We start from the raw sequence: 22,562 nt of genomic DNA, 5'->3' as shown, positions 1-22,562 counted from the left end.
AACCCGGAACCCGGAACCCGGAACCCTGATTTAAAGCAGATGACGTTTGAGATACACCGAGTACAACTGGCAGCGTGGCAGGACTTCCCGGCCAGAATCGCCCAAGATCACACCAGCGCTCCGGAGCCGATAAAAACTCTCGGTATGCGGACAGCCCTTTTCTTGTAAAACCGATTTCATGCCCTGGGTCAAGGCATCGTCTTGCAGAATAGACATCAACAACCGCCGCAGGTGATCTCCAAACAATCCTTCATCGCGATCAGCCTGGGCTTCAAACACTGACAAATTCAGGGATTGAACCACCATTTCGTACAACCCGCGCCTGACCAGATACGGATGCCCGCCAACCATCCGAAAGTACCGGGCAACTTCGGCGTCATCCTTGAGAGGGTGGCCATACCGCTGGTTGAGTTCTTTCACCTGATCAAAGGTAAAATCTTCAAGGGTTAACCGGGTGCCGACATTAAACGGAGACTGATTCAGATCAGTGATAAACAGGTGTGCTTCGGTGGCATAAGCAATCGCGAGCGTGAGCTGTTGCCAGGGGCCGGTCGGGTCAAGCGACCGCTCGTTGTGCCATGACCGAAACAGCCCAAAGACTTCGCTCCCAAAATCACAGCTAAAGAGTCGGTCCACTTCATCGAGCCCCCACACCAGATGGGTTTGGAGTTGCCCGAGCACTTCGCGCCGTAAAAACCGCTCGAAATTCATGTTCGGTCCACGGCGGGTATGCCACACCTTTTCCGGCTCGACATCCAGGTTGAGTTGATCAACAATCATTTCAGCCAGCATCAGAAAAAAGGTATTGATTGAGTCAAAGTAGGCATCATTGAGCTTCTGAAAATCAGTCAGAATCACCCTGGCGCCAGCTTCACGGGCCTGCTGCAGCCCACGTGCCAGAAGTGAGGTTTTGCCCATCTGGCGCGCTCCCTTCACAAGTACAATGCTATCCCCGCGTGAAATGGCCGTGCTGAATTCTTCGTCCACCCGGCGGAGAATGTAGTATTTTGAGTTTAACGGCACCGCCCCGCCAACGGGTTCAAGCGGTTGCGGTGTCATATCCGGTGGGATCACCGCCGGACCAGCCGGGTTCAAGATCGAAAGCACCGCCTGGGTCAGTGAAAGGTTGTCTTGCGGGCTCATCCAGGAAAAAACGATGGGCTCGGGTAAAATGCCGGTCAGTGGTCGGGGTAACGGGTCAAGAAAATTGAGCCGAATGGGCAATACTTTGGGTTTTCCTTGTTGTTGGGCGGTTTCAAAAGCAATTCGGATCTCATAGGCCAGGGTTTCACCGCTGACTGAGGTGCCCGACAACAACACAATCACCACATCAGCCATGCGGACTTGATTTTTGATTTCACGCACCCACTCGACACCATCGGTCTGGGATCGGTCAATAAACACCTGGCAGCCCTGGGCCGTCAGCGCCGATTCCAAAACCTGGGCCACATAGTCATCAGGCTGGGATTGTCGTTCGTGAAGAATGGCAATGTGCATAGGTTAGGGCTTAGGGTTCAGGGTTCAGGGTTCAGGGTTCAGGGTTCGGGGTTCAGGAAAAAACAAATAAAGATGAAAGAGACAAAATTGTGGCAAACCTGTTATCTATAGATTGTCAGAATAAGAACCCACGGAATACACAAAAATACACAGAAAATAAAATCAAATTCTTCAATAATTTCTGAGATTTCAATGGAGCACAGGCCGAGGAAATATTTATCTGAAAGGCTATATTTTTCAAACCCTGAACCCCGAACCCTGAACCCCGAACCCTGTCTTCTAGGCTTCGCATCCGACGTTTGACGTCCGCAATGCCCGGTGCTGGTGCATCAATCGGGTAAAGTCATCAAATAAATATGAGGCATCATGCGGGCCGGGGGAAGCTTCGGGGTGATATTGGACGCTATAGACCGGAAGGTGGCGGTGACGCATGCCTTCCAGCGTCTGGTCGTTGAGGTTGATGTGGGTGGTTTCAAAATCGGCGGGCATTGATTCGGGTTCAACCGCAAACCCGTGATTTTGGGCTGTGATTTCAACCCGTCCGGTGATCAAATTTTTCACTGGATGGTTTCCGCCACGATGGCCATATTTCAATTTGTAGGTTTTGGCGCCAAACGCCAGTGCCAGCAACTGATGCCCCAAACAAATGCCAAAAGTTGGATAGGTTTCAGCCAGCTTTCGGACTTCAGCCGCAATTTGCTGGAGCGGCTCCGGGTCGCCAGGTCCATTTGATAAAAACACACCATCCGGGTTCAGTTTTTGGACTTCTTCAAAGGTGGTGGTCGCCGGAACCACCGTCACCCGACATCCAATCTTCGTTAAGTGCCTCAAAATATTAAATTTGATGCCAAAGTCAAACGCCACGACCTGAAAGGGTTCACCGTCTGGGGCTGGAAAAAGGGGCTCTTCACCAAAGAGGTGAGTGCTTTTCCACTCATAGGATGTGGTGCAGGAAACTTCACGCGCCAGGGCACGACCGACCATCCCTGGCGAATTGACCGCCCGTTGGATCAGGGTTTCGGCATTGGTTTCGGTGGTGGAAAGCACCCCGCGCATGGCGCCGCGTTCGCGCAGATGTCGGACCAGCGCCCGGGTATCAATTCCTTCAATTCCGAGGATCCCCGTCCGGCGCAGGTATTCGTCCAGGGTTTCAGTTGCCCGCCAGTTGCTCACAACTGGGGAAAGTTCCTTCACAATCAGTGCCTGGAGAAACGGGCGACGCGATTCCATATCTTCCCGGTTAATGCCGTAATTGCCGATGTGTGGATAGGTCATCACAACCAACTGACCTGCATATGAAGGATCTGTCAGCAGTTCCTGATAGCCTGTCATTGATGTGTTAAACACCACTTCCCCGGCGGTTTCGCCAACGGCGCCAAAACCGCGCCCACGAAATACACGACCATCTTCAAGAGCCAGTACCGCTTCCACAACACACTCCTTTGGGTTGAAAACTGATTTGATTCAATGAAAAGCTGACCGCCGACCTCTGGTTTCGAGCGACTCAGCTTTTGAAAACTGGGCGAACGCCAGTTTGAGCGCCGATACCATAGCACAACTATCGTCGGTCTTCAGCAGATGCTTGACAGATTCGGCTCAGGTCCGTATGCTCTTTTACTTTGAAAATCCCATGGCGGCGTAGCTCAGGTGGTCAGAGCGACGGATTCATAACCCGTAGGTCGTTGGTTCAAGTCCAACCGCCGCTATTTTCCAGCCTTCAGTCCGGTTCTTCATCCCACACACGTTCACCTCACGCTTTTAAAGAAACTGTCATGACCTGCCGCGTTTCGTGGTTCTGGTTCGCACGCTTGTTTCTTTCCTTTTTGCTGCCGTGCGTCGTTTCGGCGTTCAGCCCGGTAACGGCGCTCGACCCGGCCAAACGTGTCACCCAATACGGTCATGACGTGTGGCAAACCGAACAGGGACTTCCCCAAAACTCAGTCACCGCCATTTTGCAAACCCGCGACAACTATTTGTGGCTTGGCACCCAGGAGGGACTCGTCCGCTTTGACGGGGTCAAGTTCACGGTCTTCGATAAATCCAACACCGAAGCCTTTACCAACCATTTTATTCTTTCGCTGTGCGAAGACCGACTTGGTCGGCTCTGGATTGGCACCTACGGCGGCGGGTTGGTGTGCCTCGACAATGGGAAATTTTCGACCTATACCCGTCACGATGGACTCTCAAACGAAGTCATCCGTGTGCTGTGCGAGGATCAAAAAGGGGATCTCTGGATCGGCACCGACCGGGGACTCAATCGTCTGACCAATGGCCGGTTTAAGGTATTTCTCTCCCCAACCGGCAATTTTGATGAGCGTATCAGTGCAGTTTCAGAAGATCGGGACGGGAACCTGTGGGTTGGCTTTACCAGTGGCGTGCTGACGTTTTTGCACAATGACCAGTTGCGGTTTTTTGCGTCAACCGAAACCTTTACCGATGCCGCAATTCGGAGCATTTACAGCGATCAGGCCCGCCGGTTGTGGGTTGGGACGGATGGGAAAGGGTTGTTCTGTTTTTCTGGAGATGAAGTCACCACCTACACCACCAAAAACGGACTCTCGGATGATTCCGTGATTGTGATGTATGAAGACCGTCAGGGCAATCTTTGGATTGGTACGGGGAATGGACTCAACCGGTTGAGTTTTGGACAGTTAACCACCTATAGCAGCGATGAAGGACTGACGGATGAACGGGTCCTGGCACTCCGCGAGGATTCCGAAGGCAGTCTCTGGATTGGCACTGACGGCGGCGGACTCAACCGCTTTTGTGATACCAAGTTCACCATGTTTTCCACGGCGGAAGGTCTTTCCAACAGCGATATTATTTCACTGTGCGAAGACAACCAGGACACACTCTGGATTGCCACCAGCGGCGGCGGCGTTAATTGCCTCAAAGATGGGAAAATCACCACTTTTACCACCCAAAATGGACTCTCAAGTAACGATGTTTCTTCAATTTGCGCCACGGCAGACGGGGGCGTATGGGTTGGCACGAGCGGACACGGTCTCAACTACTTTAAAGACGGAAAGGTCCAAAAGCATCTGGGTACAGCCGATGGACTCACCAGTAATTTTATCTGGGCGATTTTCCAGGCGCGTGACACAACCCTGTGGGTCGGGACCAATACGGGGTTAAATCGGATCCAAAATGGTCAGATTACCCGCTTCACCCAGCGGGAAGGGCTTTCCCACAACGTGGTCTGGGCCATTTGTGAAGACACTGACACCAGCGTGTGGATTGGAACTGACGGAGGCGGACTCAATCATTTGAAAGATGGGAAGATCCGGGTCTACACCACTCAGGATGGGCTTTCAAATAATTTTGTGGTTTCCCTCTATCGAGATTTGGAAGACAACCTGTGGATTGGGACGGCGGGAGGTGGGTTAAATCGGTATCAAGATGGACAGTTCACCACCTTTACCGCCAAAGAAGGATTATTTGACGACACGGTGTATCAAATTCTGGAAGACAATCAAAACTGCTTCTGGATGAGCAGCAACAAAGGGATTTTCCGAATTCAGAAAAGCATGCTGGACCGTTTTGCCCAGCAGGAACTCAAAGCCCTTGAATGCACCGTGTTTAGTAAGGCCGACGGATTGCGCAGCAGTGAATGTAATGGCGGGGTTACGCCAGCCGGATGGAAGACGCGTGACGGTAAATTGTGGTTTCCGACCATCAAGGGCGTGGCCATGATTGACCCGGGCCAAATTCAATTGAATGGGCAGATCATTCCGGTTCGCATCGAGCAGGTTCTGGTTGACTCGCAACCAGTGGCAAACCTGGAGCACATTACGTTTCAGGCTGGCAACCAAAAAGTCGAATTTCATTTCACCGGACTGAGTTATCGAGTCCCCAGCCGGGTCAAATTCCGGTTTAAACTTGAAGGATATGACACTGATTGGACCAATCAGACCAGTCCCCGAGTAGCCTATTACACGCGCATTCCGCCCGGCGAATATACCTTCCATGTGGTGGCCTGTAATGATGACGGCGTGTGGAATACCACTGGAAGCACCATCAAACTCACGATCAAGCCCCATTTTTACCAGACATACTGGTTTTATGGACTTTGTATTCTTGGTGTGGTGGCCACCGGAGGGTTGCTCTATAGCCTGCGCGTCGCCCAACTCAAACGACAGCAACTCATCCTGGAGGAACTGGTTGAAAAACGCACCTGGCAGCTTGAAGAGGCCAACCGGGAACTCCAACGCCTGTCCTATGTTGACGCCCTGACTGGTGTTGCGAACCGGAGGCATTTCGATGAAGTGTTTGATCTGGAGTGGCGGCGGGCAATTCGGGCCAAGACACCGATTTCCGTCATTCTCATTGATGTTGATAGCTTTAAACTCTTTAACGATACCTATGGTCATCAGGCTGGTGACGCCTGTCTGCGCAAAATTGGTCAGGTACTCAAAGAGACGGTCATCCGGGCCGGAGATATCGTGGCCCGGTACGGCGGCGAGGAGTTTGTAGCGGTTTTACCTGGCAGTTCCACTGAGAGTGCCCGGAATCTGGCTGAAATTTTACGAACTCGGACCGAATCACTCCAAATTCCACATGAAAAATCACTTGCAGCGAGTAAAATGGTGACGCTCAGCCAGGGCATTGCCACCGTGGTGCCACGGCTGGACCTTTCGCCCGAATCGTTGATTGAGGCTGTCGATCAGGCACTCTATCAAGCCAAACACGAAGGCCGCAACTGTGTCCAGGTTGCCCAAACCGTACCAGATCACTCCACCAACGAGTCATCCAGGATTCAAGCCGAGTGATCCACTGTTGATTGGAAGGCAAGCACCTCTATGAGTAGATTCAATTCCCCAGGTAAATCGCTGTTTCGACTGGCACTCATGCACCCACATGATGAGAAGCCGAAGAAACCGTCGGATGACCAGTGCCACAAAGCATTTACCAGGCTTTTCAACGATCTTTCGAAGATACCAGCTTCCCAAAAAATGAAGTACACGAGCTACAACCTGCCTCCGTTGTACAACTATTCGCTTTCCCCAAGGGAAGTCGAGTTTATCCCAGAGTTGTACCGGAAAGTACTTCAACGCGGGGGCAATGGCGCCAACCGGGTATTGGAAAACCTCCTGGAACTCCTGGTAAGAGTACCTGGCATCAGTCATTTTCCATTCTTGCTTGAAGCTTTGAACCTGGCGCGCCCGCGAGACAAAGGTCTGCCCCAACGCCAGGAACTGATCCTTTCCTGCCTGTCAATCGCTGCCGTCCAACGCAAAGACCAGTTAGCCTTTCAACACCTTATGGATCTCACCAGGCATGAATCGGCTGATATTCGGGCTCAGGCGCTCGAACATTTGTCCGTCACACACACAATTTTGGACCAGCCAGTTCCCAAATCGGTGATTGACCGGGCCCAGGTCATGGCCGTGGAAGATTCAGCGTTTTACCCACGATTTCTTGCCCGTCAGATCATGCAGGAAGCCGACCTGCCCATCCCGCTTGAAAATCAAGGGGGCACATATAGCTTCAAAATCCATCATCGGTATCTCGGCAAGGGCGTCTATCGGGTGATTGAGGTCAAATCCGAGCAAACGCTGGAGGATCTTCACCTGGAAATTCAATCGGCCTTTGAGTGGGACAACGACCATTTGTATGCCTTTCACCTGGATGGCGATTCAAAAAACGAGTCGTTTGAATTTCAAGGATCACCAGTTATGTTTGACAGCCCCTTTGGACCCGATGCCCCCCCGGCTGAGGAAGCAATCCTGGGCAAACTTGGGCTGTCGCTTCATCACAAATTTCTCTATGTCTTTGACTTCGGTGATAACCACGAGTTTGAGGTCGAGGTCGTGGCCATCACCCCCAAAGCCAAACGCGCTAAATATCCCCGCATCGTTGAAAGTAAAGGCGAGAGCTTTCCTCAATACCCGGATGAAGATGAGTGGGAAGATGAGGAAGACTGGGAATGAAGAATGAAGAAAGTGGTTAGTGGTTAGTGGTTAGTGGTTAGGGAGCGTTAAAAAATAAATCCCTTGGGTGCGGGCGTTTTGTCACGTCCAGGTTTTGGTTTTGCACCGCGAAGCGTTGCCGTTCGGATAGCCGGTCAGTTGGCCGCTTTGGGCCTACCACCGGATCCAAAGGCTACCCCCTTGTTGCTCCCCGCAGGGGCGCGGGCAAAGCGGGGAGCACTAGAGAGAACGAACCTGTTCCCGGTGGTAGCTCCCAAAACCTCGCAACCGACCGGCTATCCGAACGGCAGCCTTTCAGGATGCTCAATCCAAATGCCTGATTCCCAAACGAAAACGGGAAGTTGATTTTTTACAGTCCCTAACCACTAAGGGACCCAGAAGAAAATAAAGTCCCAATGATCCAGGGAGGCGATGAAGCAACGGGTTCCGCTCAAGATGAGTACCAGGAAACCGGCGGTTACGGCTCAAGTTGGATTAGCCTACCCTGAACCCTGAACCCTGAACCCTGAACCCTGGTGGTATGATATTTCCATCCGACTCCCTAAAAGGTTTCTTCATTCTTTATTCTGTCCAGATCCGAGCGTCCTCCAGTTTTTTTCTCCAACACGATGTCGGTAATCCGCATGGTTTTATCAACGGCCTTGCACATGTCATAGATGGTCAGGGCGGCAATCGAAACAGCGGTGAGGGCTTCCATTTCAACGCCAGTCCGGGCCTGGGTACGGGCTGTGGCGCGGAGTTCGACCGTATCTTCGTGGAGTGTAATCTGCACATCCACATGTGTGAGCGGCAGACCGTGACAGAGTGGAATCAGGCGGTCAGTCTGTTTGGCAGCGAGGATTCCGGCCAATCGCGCGGTTTCGAGCGGATCGCCTTTCGGCGTTCGATGCTCACGAATGGCAGCAATTGTTGCGGCCTGCATGTGGACTTTCCCGCTGGCAACCGCCGTTCGGTCAGTGACCTTTTTTTCGCTGACATCCACCATCCGAATTTGCCCCTGGTCATCAAGGTGGCTGAATTCAAGCGGTGCGGAGTTATCCTTCGACATAGGAATTCACTTTCTTAAAAAAGAGAGCCAGTTTGTGTTCATCAAGCTGGCCGTTGGTCCGGACGCTGCTACAGAGATCCAACCCGTAAGGCCGGACCTGCTCAATGGCATCGCACACATTGTCAGGATGAAGACCACCTGCCAGAAAAACTGGTTTTTCAGCCAGTTCACAAATTGTCCGGCTGAGTCGCCAGTCGTGGACTCGACCAGTTCCGCCAAGTTCTTTAACGGCAAGGTTTTGATTGCCTGAATCAAGCAGCAGGCCGTGAACGTGTGGGGCAATCGTGAGGGCTTCGTCAACAGATTCGGTGCCAGTGACGTGAATGACCTGGATAATCGAAATTCCAGGGAGTGCCTCGCGGAGTTCGTCATAAGTTCCGGTCTCAAGGCGGTCACAAATCTGGATGGTGTTGACCCGGCACCGGCGTTGTTGGGCAATGATGGCGGCAGTGTCCTGGCGGCTGGTCAGCAAAAAAGTACCAACCGCAGGTGGAGCCGCGGCGGCCACCTCAGCAATAACGGCCTCGCTAATAACGCCTGGACCGCTGGGCATTTCTGAAACGAGGCCAAGCGCTGAAGCCCCATAGCGAACTGCAAGATGCGCTTCGTGGACACTGTTGATACAACAAATTTTTACCCGAGGTTTAGGAAGGAGATTCATAGAACCATCATTCTTCAAACTATGAACTATGGGGAATTGATTTGACTGAATCACCAGGAGTTATACCATTTTATAATGAAACACTTGTATCGTGGAACAGTTAAATAATTCGATCAAATAAGCTTAGTGAACTACTGACTACTAACTACTGACTACTGACTACTGACTGGTATTCGTTGATTCATAATTCATAATTCCCCTAGAAAAGCAGGATCTTGAAGCCAATTCCAATTAACACCAGTCCACCAACCATCTCGGCTTTGCTTTCAAAGTGTTCGCCAAAAACTTTGCCAATGTACACCCCGACGAATGAGATCACAAAGGTCACCACACCAATCAGGAGCGATGGCCAGAGAATTGGAAATTTGATAAAGGCAAAGCTGACGCCGACCGCCAGGGCATCCAGACTGGTGGCCACTGCCAGGGCCAGCAGAACCAGAAAGGTCAAGGGGCGTCCATCTGCTTCAGGGTCACTTTCCTGAAATGATTCATAGATCATTTTTGATCCGATGACCGCCAGCAACAGGAAGGCAATCCAGTGAGCGAAGCTTTCAACAAAAGCTCGCACGGTCAGCCCCAATGACCAGCCAAGCACCGGCATCAATGCCTGAAAACCGCCAAAAAAGAGTGCAATTTCAACGGCTTGCCAGAACTTGAGATACTTTCGGGTCACGCCATTGGAGATCGACACGGCAAAAGCGTCCATCGCCAGCCCAACGGCAATCAACACAACTGTGAGTAGCATGAAATTATCGGTGAAAGATCAAAATGAGGCGGCATCGGCAAACCGAAAAGCGACGTCAAGTGGGCCGCACTCCAAAACCAAAAAGGGTCACTTTCAATGGTGAAAGTGACCCTTTTTGGTTTTTAGTTGGCGGAGCCGACGGGACTCGAACCCGCGACCTCCGACGTGACAGGCCGGCGTTCTAACCAACTGAACTACGACTCCATAAACCTTTTGAGAAACGAACAACTCGCTTTGGAACTGGTGGGCGGTACTGGTTTCGAACCAGTGACCCCCGGTTTGTAAGACCGGTGCTCTACCGCTGAGCTAACCGCCCTTACAAGCAACCGTTTTGCCGGGTTTTCAAAGCGAGCGAGCACTATAGCCACGAGGGTGCAGGCTGTCAACAGTTTTTTTCGGAAGGTCAGAAGAATTTTGGAAAAACCTGGGGATTCGTCAGTAAAGTCTGGTGAGGGCAGAATTTCTTGAAATGAAATTGGCGCGGGCCTGGATTTTGTGTTAAGGAATGCACATCATTTCACTACCTTTTCAGTGCATTTCGACTTCCCGTACCATCGAACATCACCGCTTCACACGCCCGTTTGCCCACGGCCTGAGACTCCAACGTGTGTCCTGACCGAAAAGGGGTGTGACGCGTTCGACAACATTCTCACTCAACCTACGGTAGGCTCATCATGACCCAAGAACACAAAAACCCCTCTCCGCTCCAACAGACCGCCGAGGCCAAACGCCTGGAGGAATCACGCAACCGCACGGCACACTGGAAACGCTGGGGCCCCTATGTCAGTGAACGGGCCTGGGGCACCGTCCGTGAAGACTATAGCCCATACGGTTCGGCCTGGGACTACTTCCCCCATGACCACGCCCGCTCCAAAGCATATCGCTGGGGCGAAGACGGGCTGGCGGGAATTTCCGACCGCCGCCAGTTTATTTGCTTTGCGCTCAGTTTGTGGAATGAAAACGATCCCATCTTGAAAGAACGCCTCTTTGGTTTGACCGGACCGGAAGGCAATCACGGTGAAGACGTCAAGGAATACTATTTTTATCTCGACTCGACGCCGACGCATTCATACATGAAATGGCTGTATAAATATCCGCAGGCGGCGTTTCCTTACTGGCAATTGATCCAGGAAAACCGCAACCGAAGCCGGGCTGAACCTGAATTTGAACTGCTTGATACCGGCATTTTCAATGAAAATCGCTATTTTGATGTCACGGTCGAATATGCCAAGGCGGCAGCGGATGATCTGCACGTGCGGATTTCAGTGGTCAATCGCGGTCCGGATCCAGCGCCAATTCATGTCCTGCCAGTGCTGTGGTTTCGCAATACCTGGACCTGGAAGCCAAACGTGGAAAAACCACAACTCTACCGAATTGACCCGGTTGGGACGACAAGTGTGGTGGAGGTCAATCACCCCTACTATGGAAAGCGGTGGTTGTACTGCGAGGACAGCCCGGAACTACTCTTTACCGAAAACGATACTAACGTCCAGCGGCTCTATAACGCCCAGAATCCGACCCCCTATGTCAAAGACGGCATCAATGAGTATGTGGTCAATCACAACACCGGGGCGGTGAATCCGGCTCAATTTGGCACCAAGGTTTCACCACATTACAAGATGGTCATCCAGCCGGGTGAAACCAAAACCATCAGCCTGCGCCTGACCGATCACCAGGTCAACCGCTATCCACTTGGGGCCGAACACGATCACGTCCTGGCCGCCCGCAAACAGGAAGCCGATGATTTTTACAGCCACCTGATTTCGCCGCATCTTTCGGTTGACGCCCAAAACGTGCAGCGTCAGGCATTTGCCGGCATGCTCTGGAGTAAACAATTTTTCTACTATGTGATTGAAGAATGGCTCAATGGCGACCAGACCCAGCCCAAACCGCCAGCCGAACGCCGCAAAGGACGCAACAAGAACTGGGCGCATCTCTATAACGAAGACATCATTTCGATGCCTGACAAGTGGGAATATCCGTGGTATGCCGCCTGGGACCTGGCTTTCCACTGCGTACCGCTGGCCCAAATTGACCCGGATTTTGCCAAAGAACAGCTCATCCTGATGCTGCGCGAATGGTATATGCACCCCAATGGGCAATTACCGGCTTATGAATGGGCCTTTGACGATGTCAACCCGCCCGTCCACGCCTGGGCTGCCTGGCGCGTGTACAAGATCGAAAAGCGGATTCGCGGCGTTGGCGACCGGCGCTTTCTGGAGCGGGTGTTCCAGAAACTTTTGTTGAACTTCACGTGGTGGATCAACCGCAAAGACGCCGAAGGCAACAACGTCTTTCAAGGCGGCTTCCTGGGGCTGGACAACATTGGGGTCTTTGACCGGAGCGCCGTTTTGCCGACCGGTGGCCACCTCGAACAATCAGACGCGACAAGCTGGATGGGTATGTACTGCCTCAACATGCTGGCGATTGCCCTCGAACTGGCGCACGACAACATGGCCTATGAAGACGTAGCGAGCAAGTTTTATGAGCACTTCCTCTACATTGCCAATGCCATGAATCACATCAGCAATGAAGACATTGAGTTGTGGAGCGAAAAGGATGGGTTCTTTTATGACGTCCTCCAGCTTCCCGATGGCCGGCATTTCAAACTTCGGGTTCGGTCCATGGTTGGCCTGATTCCGCTCTTTGCAGCGCAATCCATGGAAGCTGACTGGCTCAAACAACTTCCCGGCTTCCACAAACGCATGGACTGGTTTGTCAAAAATCGTCCAGAACTGCAACGCAATATTTCTTCAGTTGATGAAGAAGGCAATATCGTCCAGCAATTGCTGTCCATTGTGAACGCCAGTCAACTGCGGCGCGTGCTCAAAGTGATGCTCAACGAAGCGGAATTCCTCTCCGAACACGGCATCCGCTCGGTTTCGCGGTTTCATTTAACGGACCCCTATGTGCTTCAGGTCGGCGGTCAGGAATACCGGGTTGACTATGATCCAGCTGAATCAAGCACCGGTCTGTTTGGTGGCAATTCCAACTGGCGTGGGCCAATCTGGTTCCCGGTCAACTATCTCATCATTGAATCAATCCAGAAGTTTCACCACTTTTTCGGAGACGATTTCAAAGTCGAATTTCCAACCGGTTCGGGCAATCAGCTCAACCTGTGGGAAGTTTCCGTGGAGCTTTCCCGCCGTCTGACACGCATCTTCCTCAAAGATGAAAAAGGCCGGCGACCAGTATACGACATGCCGGAGATGGAGAAATTCCAGACCGACCCTCACTGGCAAAACCTGATTTTATTCTATGAATATTTTCACGGCGACAGCGGTCGCGGAATTGGTGCCAGCCACCAGACCGGATGGACGGGGTTGGTCGCCAAACTGCTGACCCAGAGTGGTGAAGGTGACCAAAACAAGTAAGCTAAATTTCGGGGTTCGGGGTTCGGGGTTCGGGGTTCGGGGTTCGGGGTTCGGGGTTCGGGGTTTTCGAAATTTTTGATTGGTTCATTTGGCGTTGCTCATCATTCTTTTACTTAAAGTGATGGGTAACGCCTTTTTTCATGGGTGTATCATTTCACCAGAAAAAGCAGTATTGTTTCATTGATCCGCCAGATTCACCGTTAGTCAAATTACTCAACTCAATAGACTTAGCGAGCTACTCCCTCTTGACGAAAGGCTATAAAAAGTTGGTACTTCCTGAACCATGAACCCTGAACCCCATAAGCGCCAGGATAAGGAAAATTTGAATGGTCCGCTTGTCTTTATATGTCGCCCTTGCAGGGCTTAGATCTTGACCTGACCGGGACCGGGGGCTGACGCACCCCGGCTATTGAATGCCGTCCCTGCGGGACTCCGATCCTTATCCTGGCGTTTATGCCCCTGAACCCTGAACCCTGAACCCTGAACCCCTAATGGTTTATGCATGTTGCTCATCTCCCCCCTGCTGCCAAAGTCGGTTCCGCATACTGGGCGCAATGTGCTCCAGAGGAGGCATTGTCAAAACTGGGGGCTACACCAGATGGACTGAGCACCGATGAAGCGACCCGGCGACTTCAACTCCACGGTTTTAATTCCCTGCCCCACGTTGCCAAATCTCCGTGGTATGTCGAACTCTCCAAAAATTTTATTCACCTGTTTGCACTCCTGCTCTGGGCGGGTGCTGCCTTGAGCTGGGTGGCCGGAATGCCCCAACTGGCCTGGGCCATTGTTATTGTCATCATCGTCAATGGACTGTTCAGTTTCTGGCAGGAATTCCAGGCTGAACGGGCGGCTGAAGCCCTGGCCGCGCTCCTGCCGCATCAGGTGACTGTCCGGCGAGATGGAACAGAACAACGCATCAGCACGACTGAAATTGTTCCCGGAGACATCCTCATTCTGACCGAAGGCGAAGCAATTCCGGCTGATGCCCGGCTGCTCAAGGCAGAACGGCTGCGGATTGACGCTTCCTCATTGACTGGTGAATCACGTCCCGTCCCACGCAGTATTGAAAGTGCTGAAACCAGTGGAAAAACAGGTATCCTTTTGCCGAACCTGGTATTTGCCGGAACATCGGTTGTCAGCGGGTACGGCGAAGCCGTGGTCTTTGCCACGGCGGCGGCGACGGAATTTGGACACATTGCCCAGCTTACCCAGGCTCAAGATGAACGCCTGAGCCCATTGCAACAGGAACTCCAGAAAGTCACGACCGTGGTGACCATTCTCGCAGTTGGGTTTGGAGTGCTCTTTTTCCTGGTCGGTACGCTGGTCGGGGGATTGCGCCCGATTGAAGGCTTTCTCTTTGCGGTGGGCATTATTGTCGCCAACGTCCCGGAAGGACTCCTTCCGACGCTAACGCTGGCACTGGCCCTTGGCGTACGGCGGATGGCCCAGCGCAATGCTCTGGTCAAACGTCTCTCAGCGGTTGAAACCCTTGGTGCCACCACGGTGATTCTGACGGATAAAACCGGCACGCTGACCGAAAATGAAATGACGATCCGTGAAGTGTGGACCGGCGGCACTCACTTTACAATCAGCGGTGTTGGGTACGGAATCGAAGGTGTGGTTGAACCTTCCGGCCACGAATCAACCGTGCTTGAACTCCTCAGAACGGCGGCGCTCTGCTGTGATGCCCGGCTGGTACCCCCCAGCGCGGAACGACCTCACTGGAGCATCATTGGCGACCCGATGGAAGCCGCGATCCTGGTGGCAGCGGCCAAAGTTGGAATGACGGAAGAAAAACTGGCCACCTGGCCCCGGCTGGTTGAACTTCCGTTTGATTCGACTCGCAAACGCATGACGATCATCCACCAGGTTGATGGACAGCCGGTTGCCTGCGTTAAAGGGGCGCCCAGCGAGTTGATGGTCCGTAGTTCAAAAATTCGCTGGAATGGTGCAACACGCCCATTTGATGAGGCACAGCGACAAACCATTCAGGCAATTCACGACACAATGGCCCGCCGTGGCCTGCGCCTGCTTGGGGTTGCCATTCGCGAACTTACCTCCGTAAACCAGTCGGCGGAAGAATGGCAAGTTGAAGAAGTCGAATCAGATCTGACATTTTTGGGGCTGCTGGCGATGGAGGATCCTCCACGTCCGGAAGTCCCCGCAGCATTAGCCGCCTGTCGAGAGGCACAGATTCAGGTCGTCATGGTCACAGGTGACAATGGTCTGACTGCCGCCGCCATCGCCCAGGAAATTGGGATGTATCAAGGCGAAGTTCAAGTCATCACTGGCGACCAGCTTGACCACACGTCGAAACCAGAACTGCTTCACCTGCTTGATAACCCCAATGTGTTGATTGCTCGTGCCACACCGGAACATAAACTCCGGCTGGTCGAAGCCTTTCAGCAGCGCGGAGAAGTCGTTGCCGTCACAGGTGATGGGGTCAATGATGCCCCGGCGCTCAAACGGGCCGACATTGGGGTGGCCATGGGAATGAATGGCACCGATGTGGCTCGCGAAGCGGCAGATATCGTTCTGGCCGATGACAACTTTGCCAGTATCATCGAAGCCATCCGCGAAGGACGGGCCGTGTATGAAAACGTTCGGAAATTTGTGACCTATATCTTTGCCAGCAACAGCGCCGAAATGATGCCCTTTGTTGCCTTTATTCTCTTTCGAATTCCGCTTCCGTTGACGATTATGCAGGTTCTGGCAATTGATATTGGCACAGATTTAGTGCCAGCAATTGCACTCGGTGCCGAGCCACCAGAATCCGACACGATGCACCGGCCTCCGCGCTCACGGCAGGAACGACTACTCAATATTTCAACACTCATTCGGGCCTACCTGTGGTTCGGCATGATCGAAGCGGCGTTTGGTTTTGTTGGATTCTTTTGGGTGTACTCTCTGGCTGGCTGGCGTCCTGGAATGCCAATGGAAAACAGCGGACTGGTTTACACGCTGGCCACCACCATGACACTGGCTGGAATTGTGGCCGGACAGGTTGGAAATGTCTTTGCCTGCCGGAGTTCAAGTCAATCGGTTTTGAAACTGGGATTGTTGAGGAACCGCTTTTTGCTCGGAGGGGTTGCGGTCGAGCTGGGACTCTTGCTGGCGATGATTTACCTGCCGCCGCTGGCTCACGTCTTTGGCACAGCACCGCTCAGTGGTTCACACTGGCTCTTTTTGGCGGCATTGCCAGTCGTGTTGCTAGTGTTGGAAGAGATCCGAAAATTCCTGGTTCGGACTATTTCGCCCAGTCAAGGAAGGAATTAAGAATGCACTCCGTTGCGGAAAGATCACCTGGGTTGGATATTCCCCGTCCGGAGGACGATGGATAGTAGCTGGTGGTCGCTCGGCTACGGCGAGCTACCACCGGATCACCGCCTCGCGGTCCGCATCCGGTGCGTGCGCCCCAAAGCAGGCTGCCCACCGGCTACTTTCCGTCGCCCATCCGGGCGAAAACCGGCTTTTCCGCAACGGAGTAATTTTGATTGTCACTTATTTGGACTTTTCTGGCTGGCTTGTGACGCATTCAATTTGGTTTTGATCCGCTCGATTTCAGCCGGGTCTGTCGCCATATCAACTGCTTTTTTCCACATTTCACGTGCCAGATCCAGCTTTCCAAGCTTCTCATAGACATCGCCCAGATGATCGTGCTGGGTGGCGCTTCGGCCATCGTACCCAATCGCCTGTTCGATGTACTGACGGGCCTGATCATACTGGTTGCGTTTGAAATAGAGCCAGCCAAGGCTATCCAGGAAAGAACTGTTGGTTGGGTCAATATTGACCGCGCGCTGGATCAAGAGGAGTGCTTCGTCGAGTTTTTCGCCGCGTTCAGTGAGAAAATACCCCAAATTGTTCAAAGCCGTTGGGTTATCGGGGTCAATCGCCAGAACCTGCCGCAATGTCTCTTCTGATTCCTTGTACATCTTGCGCCGGTCCTGGATTGAACTCAGCAAGACCAGGGATTCGGTGTTTTTCTGGTCAAATTGCAGGGCACGACGGGCTGATTTTTCAGCTTCCTCCAACCGCCCAACCTCCATCAGAAGCGAACCAAGTGTCTGGTACACATCAGCATCTTCGGCATTGCTGCCAAGCAACTTCTCTAAAAGTTCAACCGCCTTGTCTACTTCACCTAACTTGGACAATGAAAAGGCTTCCAGGTACTTAAACTGACGATCAGTTGGGAATCGTTTTTGGGCATCACGGGCAATTTTCAAGGCTTCCGCGTGGTTGCCTTCAGAACGCAACAGATCAATTTCCATCGCATCCGGCAGCGTGTCTTTGTCGCCCAGAACTTTGCGCATATAGGCAAAGGTTTCGACCGCCTTGGCCCGTTGATCAGCATCACGATAGGCCATGGCAATGCGTCGTAAAATAACGCCAGCATTGCGTTTATCGCGTTCGCCTACGGTTCCGTCCGGATTCAATAATGCATTGAGCGCTCGTTGATAGGCTTTGACGCCATCCTCGACCCGACCCAGTTCAATCAGTGTTTCGGCCAGTTCAAACTGCAACTGCAGGCTTTCGGTCACATCCTGACCTTTGAGTGCCTGTTCCAGTACTTTGACGGCTTCTTCGCGTCGTCCGCTCCGGCGCTGGGTTTGGGCCAGAATGCTCAACGCCTGAACGTTGGTCGGATCCATTTCCAGGATTTTCTGGGCACCTTGCAGCGCTTCCGGGTATTTTCCGGCCAGCATCAGGGTTTCGGCATAATCAAGCAGCAATTCAGGCTGGTTGGGGTTATCGGTTAAAATCTGCTGATAGACTTCAAGCGCTTCGGTGGTTTGCCCAGAACGAAGCAACGATTGAGCCAGCAACGCGCCCAGTCGCAGATTTTGATCGCTTAAAATATATGCCTGACGCGCCACCTGAGCGGCATCGCGATATCGGCCTTTTTCATAATAGAGCCGGGCCATCAGTTCAAAATCCGGGCCTTTGGCAACCCCGCTTCCCATCAATTTCTGGAAATGTTCAATCGCTTTGTCAGCGTCTCCGGTCGCCTGATAGAGCCGTCCCATAATTCGATAGACTTCTGGATCAGCTTTATCCAATCGGGCAACTTCCTGAAACTGGAGAATCGCTTCATTGACTTTTTCTTTGTTCAGCACACCTGACAACGACTGAACCGCCAGAATATTGCCTAGTAACCGCCGACCAGCCGGATTTTCAGGTTCCAGCGACACTGCCTGACGGGCTTCGGTTTCAGCATCCTTTAAATTGCGGTTTTGAAAATAAATCTCACTGAGCGAAATATGGGGAGCGGCTGCCTGTGGGTCAAGTTGAATGATTTCCTTGTAGGCGTTGATGGCTTTGGGGTAATCGCCCTGGGCTTCATAATCACGTGCCTGCAGATAGAGCAGATACGAACGCATCCGCTGTTCACGTGGCGTCGGGGCTTCCGGCGTTGGGCGCTGGATTGGCGATGCGGTTTTGGTTGGCTTTTGAGTCGCTGCTGTGACAGAGGGTGCCATCACCACTGAAAAGAGGACTGCGGAGGTCAAAGGCGTGGATAACTTCATGTAAGGTGAGCCCTATTCCTTTACTTCAATGTAGGTTGAGGGGAAAATTTTAGTACAACGATCACCCATTGTGCTATCGGTCAAACCAGTGATGAGGAGAATGAAGGGTGAATTCTGAATTCTTTGAGCCAAAATTATGGAGCTATTGTAATTGGAGCGCCTGCTCAATCTGACCGCAAATGGCGGAAATGAGTTGTCCACTGGTTTCAATATGAATGTCTGCCAGCGCATAAACCGGCAATCTGGAATCAAATAAACGGCGAGCCGTCGTCGGTGATTGAAAAAGGGGTCGGTCAGTGGCTTCCCGCAATCGCGCCGCACAGGTTTCAAAATCAGCTTTCAGCCAGATGGAAATACCAGTGCGGGCAATCTGCTGGCGAATGGCCTCCTGGATAAACGCCCCGCCGCCGAGTGAAATAATGCACTCCGGCTGACGACGAAGTGACGGGTTACGGGTCATTCTGGTTGAACAAACCGCCTGGAGCGCGTCCCGTTCACGGTGACGAAATCCCAATTCGCCTTCGCGTTCAAATATTTCCGGGATTGAGCACCCGGCAGTCCGAATAATTTCAGCATCCAGATCAATGAGTGGAACCTGCCACTTTTCAGCCAAAGCGCTCCCAATCGTAGATTTGCCGCTTCCCATAAACCCAACCAGATACAGGATCATAATGAAGAATGTGATGAGTGGTTAGTGGTTAATGGTTAGTGGTTAGTGGTTGGTGACTGGTGCTTCTTCGAAAATATTGATTTCTAACCACTGACCACTAACCACTAACCACTTGATGGTTTCTTCATTCTTCATTCCTACTCGTGCCGGTCAAACGGGAGTTTTTGGCCAGGGGTCAAGTTCCGAATTGCTTCGACCACTCGATTGGCAACCCCACGGTAATAATCAAGTTGTTCCTTTGGATCTTCGGGGAGCGGATCCGGCATTAACTCATCGAGATTGAGTGGTTTTCCAATCACTATTCGCACGGTTCGAAACACGTTGGGCACCAGGGTTCCGACGCCCAGAACTTCATCGGTCCCAATCAACCGAATCGGCACCACAGTTGGGCGGGCATCACAAATCATTTTGCCAACCCCAGCTTTTCCGCGTCCGATTTCTCCGGTGCGCGAGCGTGTTCCTTCCGGAAACACAATCACGATATTGGACTTGAGCATTTCCACCCACTGTTCAACCTGCTCCAGGCCACCTTTGCCCCGGTCAACTGGAAAGGTGCGCAAATTCTTGAAGAAATATTCACCGAGGATGCGCAAGACCCGATCTTTGAACCGACGTGAGGCAGGATCACCAAAGAAGTTTTTGCGGTCCGCCAGATTGATCGGAATGTACTCCGGGTTGAAAAACATGCGTGGGATGTAGAGCCCAACCCCCAGCGCAAAGTTATCGAGCAACGAAGAATGATTTGGGCAATAGAGCACGTTTTCGTGCGACTCAGGAATGTTTTCCAATCCCTCGACCTTCATGCGGTTGAGCATTCGAAAGAGTAAAAACCCACCGACGGTGGCAGCCCCTAATGCCAGCCCAATTCCAACACCCCATTTGACTTTGGATGTTTTCTTCGCAAGATCTTGACGGTTTTCAAGCGGATCTGCTAAAGCAGTTTCTTCCGGCTTTGTGCGAACCTCCAAGGCTCCTTCCGTTTTTTCCTCAACTGGAACTGACTTTGGTTTGACTTTCAAACTAGGTGGTCGGGCTGGTAAATCCAGAGGATCAATCCGCAAGGGTGAATCAGGCAATCTGCGTTTCGCTCGAAAAATGGGTGGTTGGTCTTTTTGATTCGCCATAGAATGTCATCGAACATCAATTCAGGGTTTAAGAAACACTTTTTGAAGTACTGGCTGAAAAAACAGGGTATGCTTTTAAAATCTTCCAGGTTCTCGCCCGGAACTTCTCAGGAAGCCTTGCTAATCTATACAAATTTCGGTACTGAAACAAACTCTTCTTGGTGCGCCAATCACGGGTTTTTTCCAAAGGTGCATCCCGATTCAACCAGTTTACTTTGACCGACGGTGTTTTCACAGATTATGAGTCTTTTTGAAAAACATGTCTTTGTCTGTGTTTTCGGAAAAGTCTGCCCAACACACGGCAGCGAAGCCATCTGGCAGGAATTGCGAACCGGCATGAAAAAGGCCGGGCTACACGAAAAAATCCGTGTCAACAAATCTGGCTGCCTGGCCCAATGTGAACACGGCCCAACGATTGTCACCTATCCGGAAGGAACATGGTATGCTGGCGTCACACTTGAAGACGCCCCACAAATCATCGAGGACCACCTGATTGGCGGTTGCCCGGTTGAACGGTTGCTGCATCCTCGACCAGGCCGTGAACGACCTGCCTCAATTCAGCCACCGCGAGGCGGCGAAAACCCAAACAAAACCAAATCCGAAACCCCTGAACCCTGAACCCGGCATAATTCACCTTTCACCTCTTTAAAGGAATTCCTCCGCTTATGATCAATCGCGAACGCATGCTCAATCACGTTTTGGAACTCATCCAAATTGATAGCCACTCACGCGAAGAACACGATGTGGCAATGAAACTCAAGGCTGACTGTGAAGCTTTGGGAGGAACGGTCTACATTGACCATGCCGGTGAAAAAGTGGGTGGAAATACTGGCAATGTCATTGTCCATTTCAAGGGCACCAACCCAAATGCTCCGCCTTTCTTCCTTTCCTCGCATATGGATACAGTTGTCCCAGGAAAAGGGGTGAAGCCGATTCGAGAAGGCAACATCATTCGCACGGATGGAACAACGGTACTTGGTGGCGACGACAAAACCGGATGCTCAATTATTGTGGAATGTATCCGCACGCTTCAGGAACAGAATATTCCGTACAGCGATCTTCAAATCGTCTTTACCATTTGCGAAGAGGTCGGGTTACTCGGTGCAAAAAACTGCGAAATTGATCGGGTGAGCGCCAAATTCGGACTGGTGCTTGATAGCGACGACCCTGGTCATTTAATCACGAAAGCACCGTCTTCAAACCGAATGCGGTTTACCATTTACGGCCTTGAAGCCCACGCCGGCGTCTGCCCGGAAAAAGGCATCTCCGCTATCAAGATTGCCTCCGAAGCCATTGCCGAAATGAAGGTTGGACGCATTGACCACGAGACAACCTCCAACATCGGCACCATCAATGGCGGGGTCGCGGTCAACGTCGTCCCCAACCGGGTGGACCTGTACTGTGAAGCGCGGAGCCACAATGACGACAAACTCGAAACCCAGACGGCACACATGGTTGAATGCCTGGAACGAGCGGTGTCCCACCACGAAGTGACCAGTGATGGACACACAGTCAAAGCCCGGCTTGAGAAACACATTGAGCGCGACTATCACCGCATGGACCTGGCCGATGATTCGATGATTGTCAAACTGGTCAAACAGGCAGCACACAATCTCGGGCACGATTGCGAACCGTTACCCACTGGTGGTGGATGTGACGCAAACATCTTTAATCGCAAAGGGATCGAATGCGCCAATCTTGGCACCGGAATGCATAACATCCACACGGTCAAAGAATACATGTCGATTGATGATTTCTATCAATCAGCCGACATCGTGTTTGAAGTCCTGAAACTGCACGGGCAGAACAATTAAAATAAGTCAGTAGTCAGTAGTTGATAAGTCAGTAGTCAGTAGTCAGTAGTTGATAAGTCAGTAGTCAGTAGTCAGTAGACCAAACCCAGGTATTTCAGTCTGCAAAAACCTTGAGAAGAACTCTTTACAAATAACTCAAAAAGAACCAAATACACTTGACAAGATCTCTCAAAC

General features: G+C 52.0%; 14 protein-coding genes and 3 tRNA genes. 7 read left to right on the top strand and 10 right to left on the bottom strand.

What is annotated here, in order from left to right:
• Window positions 1-30 precede the first annotated feature (30 nt).
• Both HY774_17545 and carA read right to left on the bottom strand, forming a co-directional pair.
• On the bottom strand, window positions 31-1,497 hold the full coding sequence (locus tag HY774_17545) for an AAA-like domain-containing protein (protein ID MBI4750287.1): 1,467 nt from the start codon (window positions 1,495-1,497) through the stop codon (window positions 31-33).
• 279 nt (window positions 1,498-1,776) lie between these two features.
• On the bottom strand, window positions 1,777-2,928 hold the full coding sequence (carA, locus tag HY774_17540; protein ID MBI4750286.1) for a glutamine-hydrolyzing carbamoyl-phosphate synthase small subunit: 1,152 nt from the start codon (window positions 2,926-2,928) through the stop codon (window positions 1,777-1,779).
• A 201-nt stretch (window positions 2,929-3,129) separates the two neighbouring features.
• On the opposite strand from carA, the gene HY774_17535 reads away from it, so the two are divergent.
• From HY774_17535 to HY774_17525, 3 genes are all read left to right on the top strand, one after another.
• A tRNA-Met gene (locus HY774_17535) sits at window positions 3,130-3,203 on the top strand.
• 66 nt (window positions 3,204-3,269) lie between these two features.
• A complete protein-coding gene (locus HY774_17530; GenBank protein MBI4750285.1) occupies window positions 3,270-6,266 on the top strand; it encodes a diguanylate cyclase in 2,997 nt (998 codons plus the stop codon).
• 30 nt (window positions 6,267-6,296) lie between these two features.
• A complete protein-coding gene (locus tag HY774_17525; GenBank protein MBI4750284.1) occupies window positions 6,297-7,427 on the top strand; it encodes a plasmid pRiA4b ORF-3 family protein in 1,131 nt (376 codons plus the stop codon).
• 541 nt (window positions 7,428-7,968) lie between these two features.
• Here HY774_17525 and moaC read toward each other — a convergent pair.
• The 5 genes from moaC to HY774_17500 form a co-directional block, all read right to left on the bottom strand.
• Window positions 7,969-8,475 (bottom strand): cyclic pyranopterin monophosphate synthase MoaC, encoded by a 507-nt coding sequence (gene moaC / locus HY774_17520; GenBank protein ID MBI4750283.1) that lies wholly within the window; start codon window positions 8,473-8,475, stop codon window positions 7,969-7,971.
• Complete coding sequence (locus HY774_17515) at window positions 8,462-9,136, bottom strand: phosphoribosylanthranilate isomerase (GenBank protein MBI4750282.1); 675 nt, start codon at window positions 9,134-9,136, stop codon at window positions 8,462-8,464. Before HY774_17515 ends, moaC begins: the two co-directional genes overlap by 14 nt.
• A gap of 199 nt (window positions 9,137-9,335) precedes the next feature.
• Window positions 9,336-9,881, bottom strand: a complete 546-nt coding sequence (locus HY774_17510) for a manganese efflux pump (protein MBI4750281.1) — start codon at window positions 9,879-9,881, stop codon at window positions 9,336-9,338.
• A 127-nt stretch (window positions 9,882-10,008) separates the two neighbouring features.
• Window positions 10,009-10,085 (bottom strand) — tRNA-Asp (locus HY774_17505).
• A gap of 37 nt (window positions 10,086-10,122) precedes the next feature.
• A tRNA-Val gene (locus HY774_17500) sits at window positions 10,123-10,197 on the bottom strand.
• Between the two features lie 358 nt (window positions 10,198-10,555).
• On the opposite strand from HY774_17500, the gene HY774_17495 reads away from it, so the two are divergent.
• Window positions 10,556-13,255: a glucosidase gene (locus tag HY774_17495; GenBank protein ID MBI4750280.1), complete on the top strand. Its 2,700-nt coding sequence runs from the start codon at window positions 10,556-10,558 to the stop codon at window positions 13,253-13,255.
• A gap of 498 nt (window positions 13,256-13,753) precedes the next feature.
• Window positions 13,754-16,531 (top strand): cation-transporting P-type ATPase, encoded by a 2,778-nt coding sequence (locus tag HY774_17490; GenBank protein MBI4750279.1) that lies wholly within the window; start codon window positions 13,754-13,756, stop codon window positions 16,529-16,531.
• Window positions 16,532-16,752: 221 nt separating this feature from the next.
• Here the strand turns inward: HY774_17490 and HY774_17485 are convergent, their stop codons facing one another.
• The 3 genes from HY774_17485 to HY774_17475 all read right to left on the bottom strand — a co-directional run bounded on the left by HY774_17485 (window position 16,753) and on the right by HY774_17475 (window position 20,574).
• Window positions 16,753-18,732: a tetratricopeptide repeat protein gene (locus tag HY774_17485; GenBank protein MBI4750278.1), complete on the bottom strand. Its 1,980-nt coding sequence runs from the start codon at window positions 18,730-18,732 to the stop codon at window positions 16,753-16,755.
• Window positions 18,733-18,922: 190 nt separating this feature from the next.
• Entirely contained in the window at window positions 18,923-19,450 is a 528-nt protein-coding gene (locus tag HY774_17480) for a shikimate kinase (GenBank protein ID MBI4750277.1), read from the bottom strand.
• 137 nt (window positions 19,451-19,587) lie between these two features.
• On the bottom strand, window positions 19,588-20,574 hold the full coding sequence (locus HY774_17475; GenBank protein MBI4750276.1) for a 1-acyl-sn-glycerol-3-phosphate acyltransferase: 987 nt from the start codon (window positions 20,572-20,574) through the stop codon (window positions 19,588-19,590).
• A 240-nt stretch (window positions 20,575-20,814) separates the two neighbouring features.
• On the opposite strand from HY774_17475, the gene HY774_17470 reads away from it, so the two are divergent.
• Window positions 20,815-21,192, top strand: coding sequence for a (2Fe-2S) ferredoxin domain-containing protein (locus tag HY774_17470; protein ID MBI4750275.1), 378 nt, complete (start codon window positions 20,815-20,817; stop codon window positions 21,190-21,192).
• Between the two features lie 47 nt (window positions 21,193-21,239).
• A complete protein-coding gene (locus HY774_17465) occupies window positions 21,240-22,388 on the top strand; it encodes a M20/M25/M40 family metallo-hydrolase (protein MBI4750274.1) in 1,149 nt (382 codons plus the stop codon).
• Window positions 22,389-22,562 lie beyond the last annotated feature (174 nt).

The organism is Acidobacteriota bacterium, assembly GCA_016208495.1.
GTDB lineage: Bacteria > Acidobacteriota > Blastocatellia > Chloracidobacteriales > Chloracidobacteriaceae > JACQXX01.
Note: the sequence above shows the minus strand (reverse complement) of the source record. Positions and strands in the feature narration are given on the sequence as shown.

Coding starts and splice junctions, on each gene's coding strand:
- HY774_17530 (MBI4750285.1), top strand. CDS start 3,270: ATGACCTGCCGCGTTTCGTGGTTCTGGTTCGCACGCTTGTTTCTTTCC.
- HY774_17510 (MBI4750281.1), bottom strand. CDS start 9,881: ATGCTACTCACAGTTGTGTTGATTGCCGTTGGGCTGGCGATGGACGCT.
- HY774_17475 (MBI4750276.1), bottom strand. CDS start 20,574: ATGGCGAATCAAAAAGACCAACCACCCATTTTTCGAGCGAAACGCAGA.
- HY774_17465 (MBI4750274.1), top strand. CDS start 21,240: ATGATCAATCGCGAACGCATGCTCAATCACGTTTTGGAACTCATCCAA.
- HY774_17525 (MBI4750284.1), top strand. CDS start 6,297: ATGAGTAGATTCAATTCCCCAGGTAAATCGCTGTTTCGACTGGCACTC.
- HY774_17495 (MBI4750280.1), top strand. CDS start 10,556: ATGACCCAAGAACACAAAAACCCCTCTCCGCTCCAACAGACCGCCGAG.
- HY774_17470 (MBI4750275.1), top strand. CDS start 20,815: ATGAGTCTTTTTGAAAAACATGTCTTTGTCTGTGTTTTCGGAAAAGTC.
- HY774_17485 (MBI4750278.1), bottom strand. CDS start 18,732: ATGGCACCCTCTGTCACAGCAGCGACTCAAAAGCCAACCAAAACCGCA.
- HY774_17545 (MBI4750287.1), bottom strand. CDS start 1,497: ATGCACATTGCCATTCTTCACGAACGACAATCCCAGCCTGATGACTAT.
- HY774_17480 (MBI4750277.1), bottom strand. CDS start 19,450: ATGATCCTGTATCTGGTTGGGTTTATGGGAAGCGGCAAATCTACGATT.
- moaC (MBI4750283.1), bottom strand. CDS start 8,475: ATGTCGAAGGATAACTCCGCACCGCTTGAATTCAGCCACCTTGATGAC.
- HY774_17490 (MBI4750279.1), top strand. CDS start 13,754: ATGCATGTTGCTCATCTCCCCCCTGCTGCCAAAGTCGGTTCCGCATAC.
- HY774_17515 (MBI4750282.1), bottom strand. CDS start 9,136: ATGAATCTCCTTCCTAAACCTCGGGTAAAAATTTGTTGTATCAACAGT.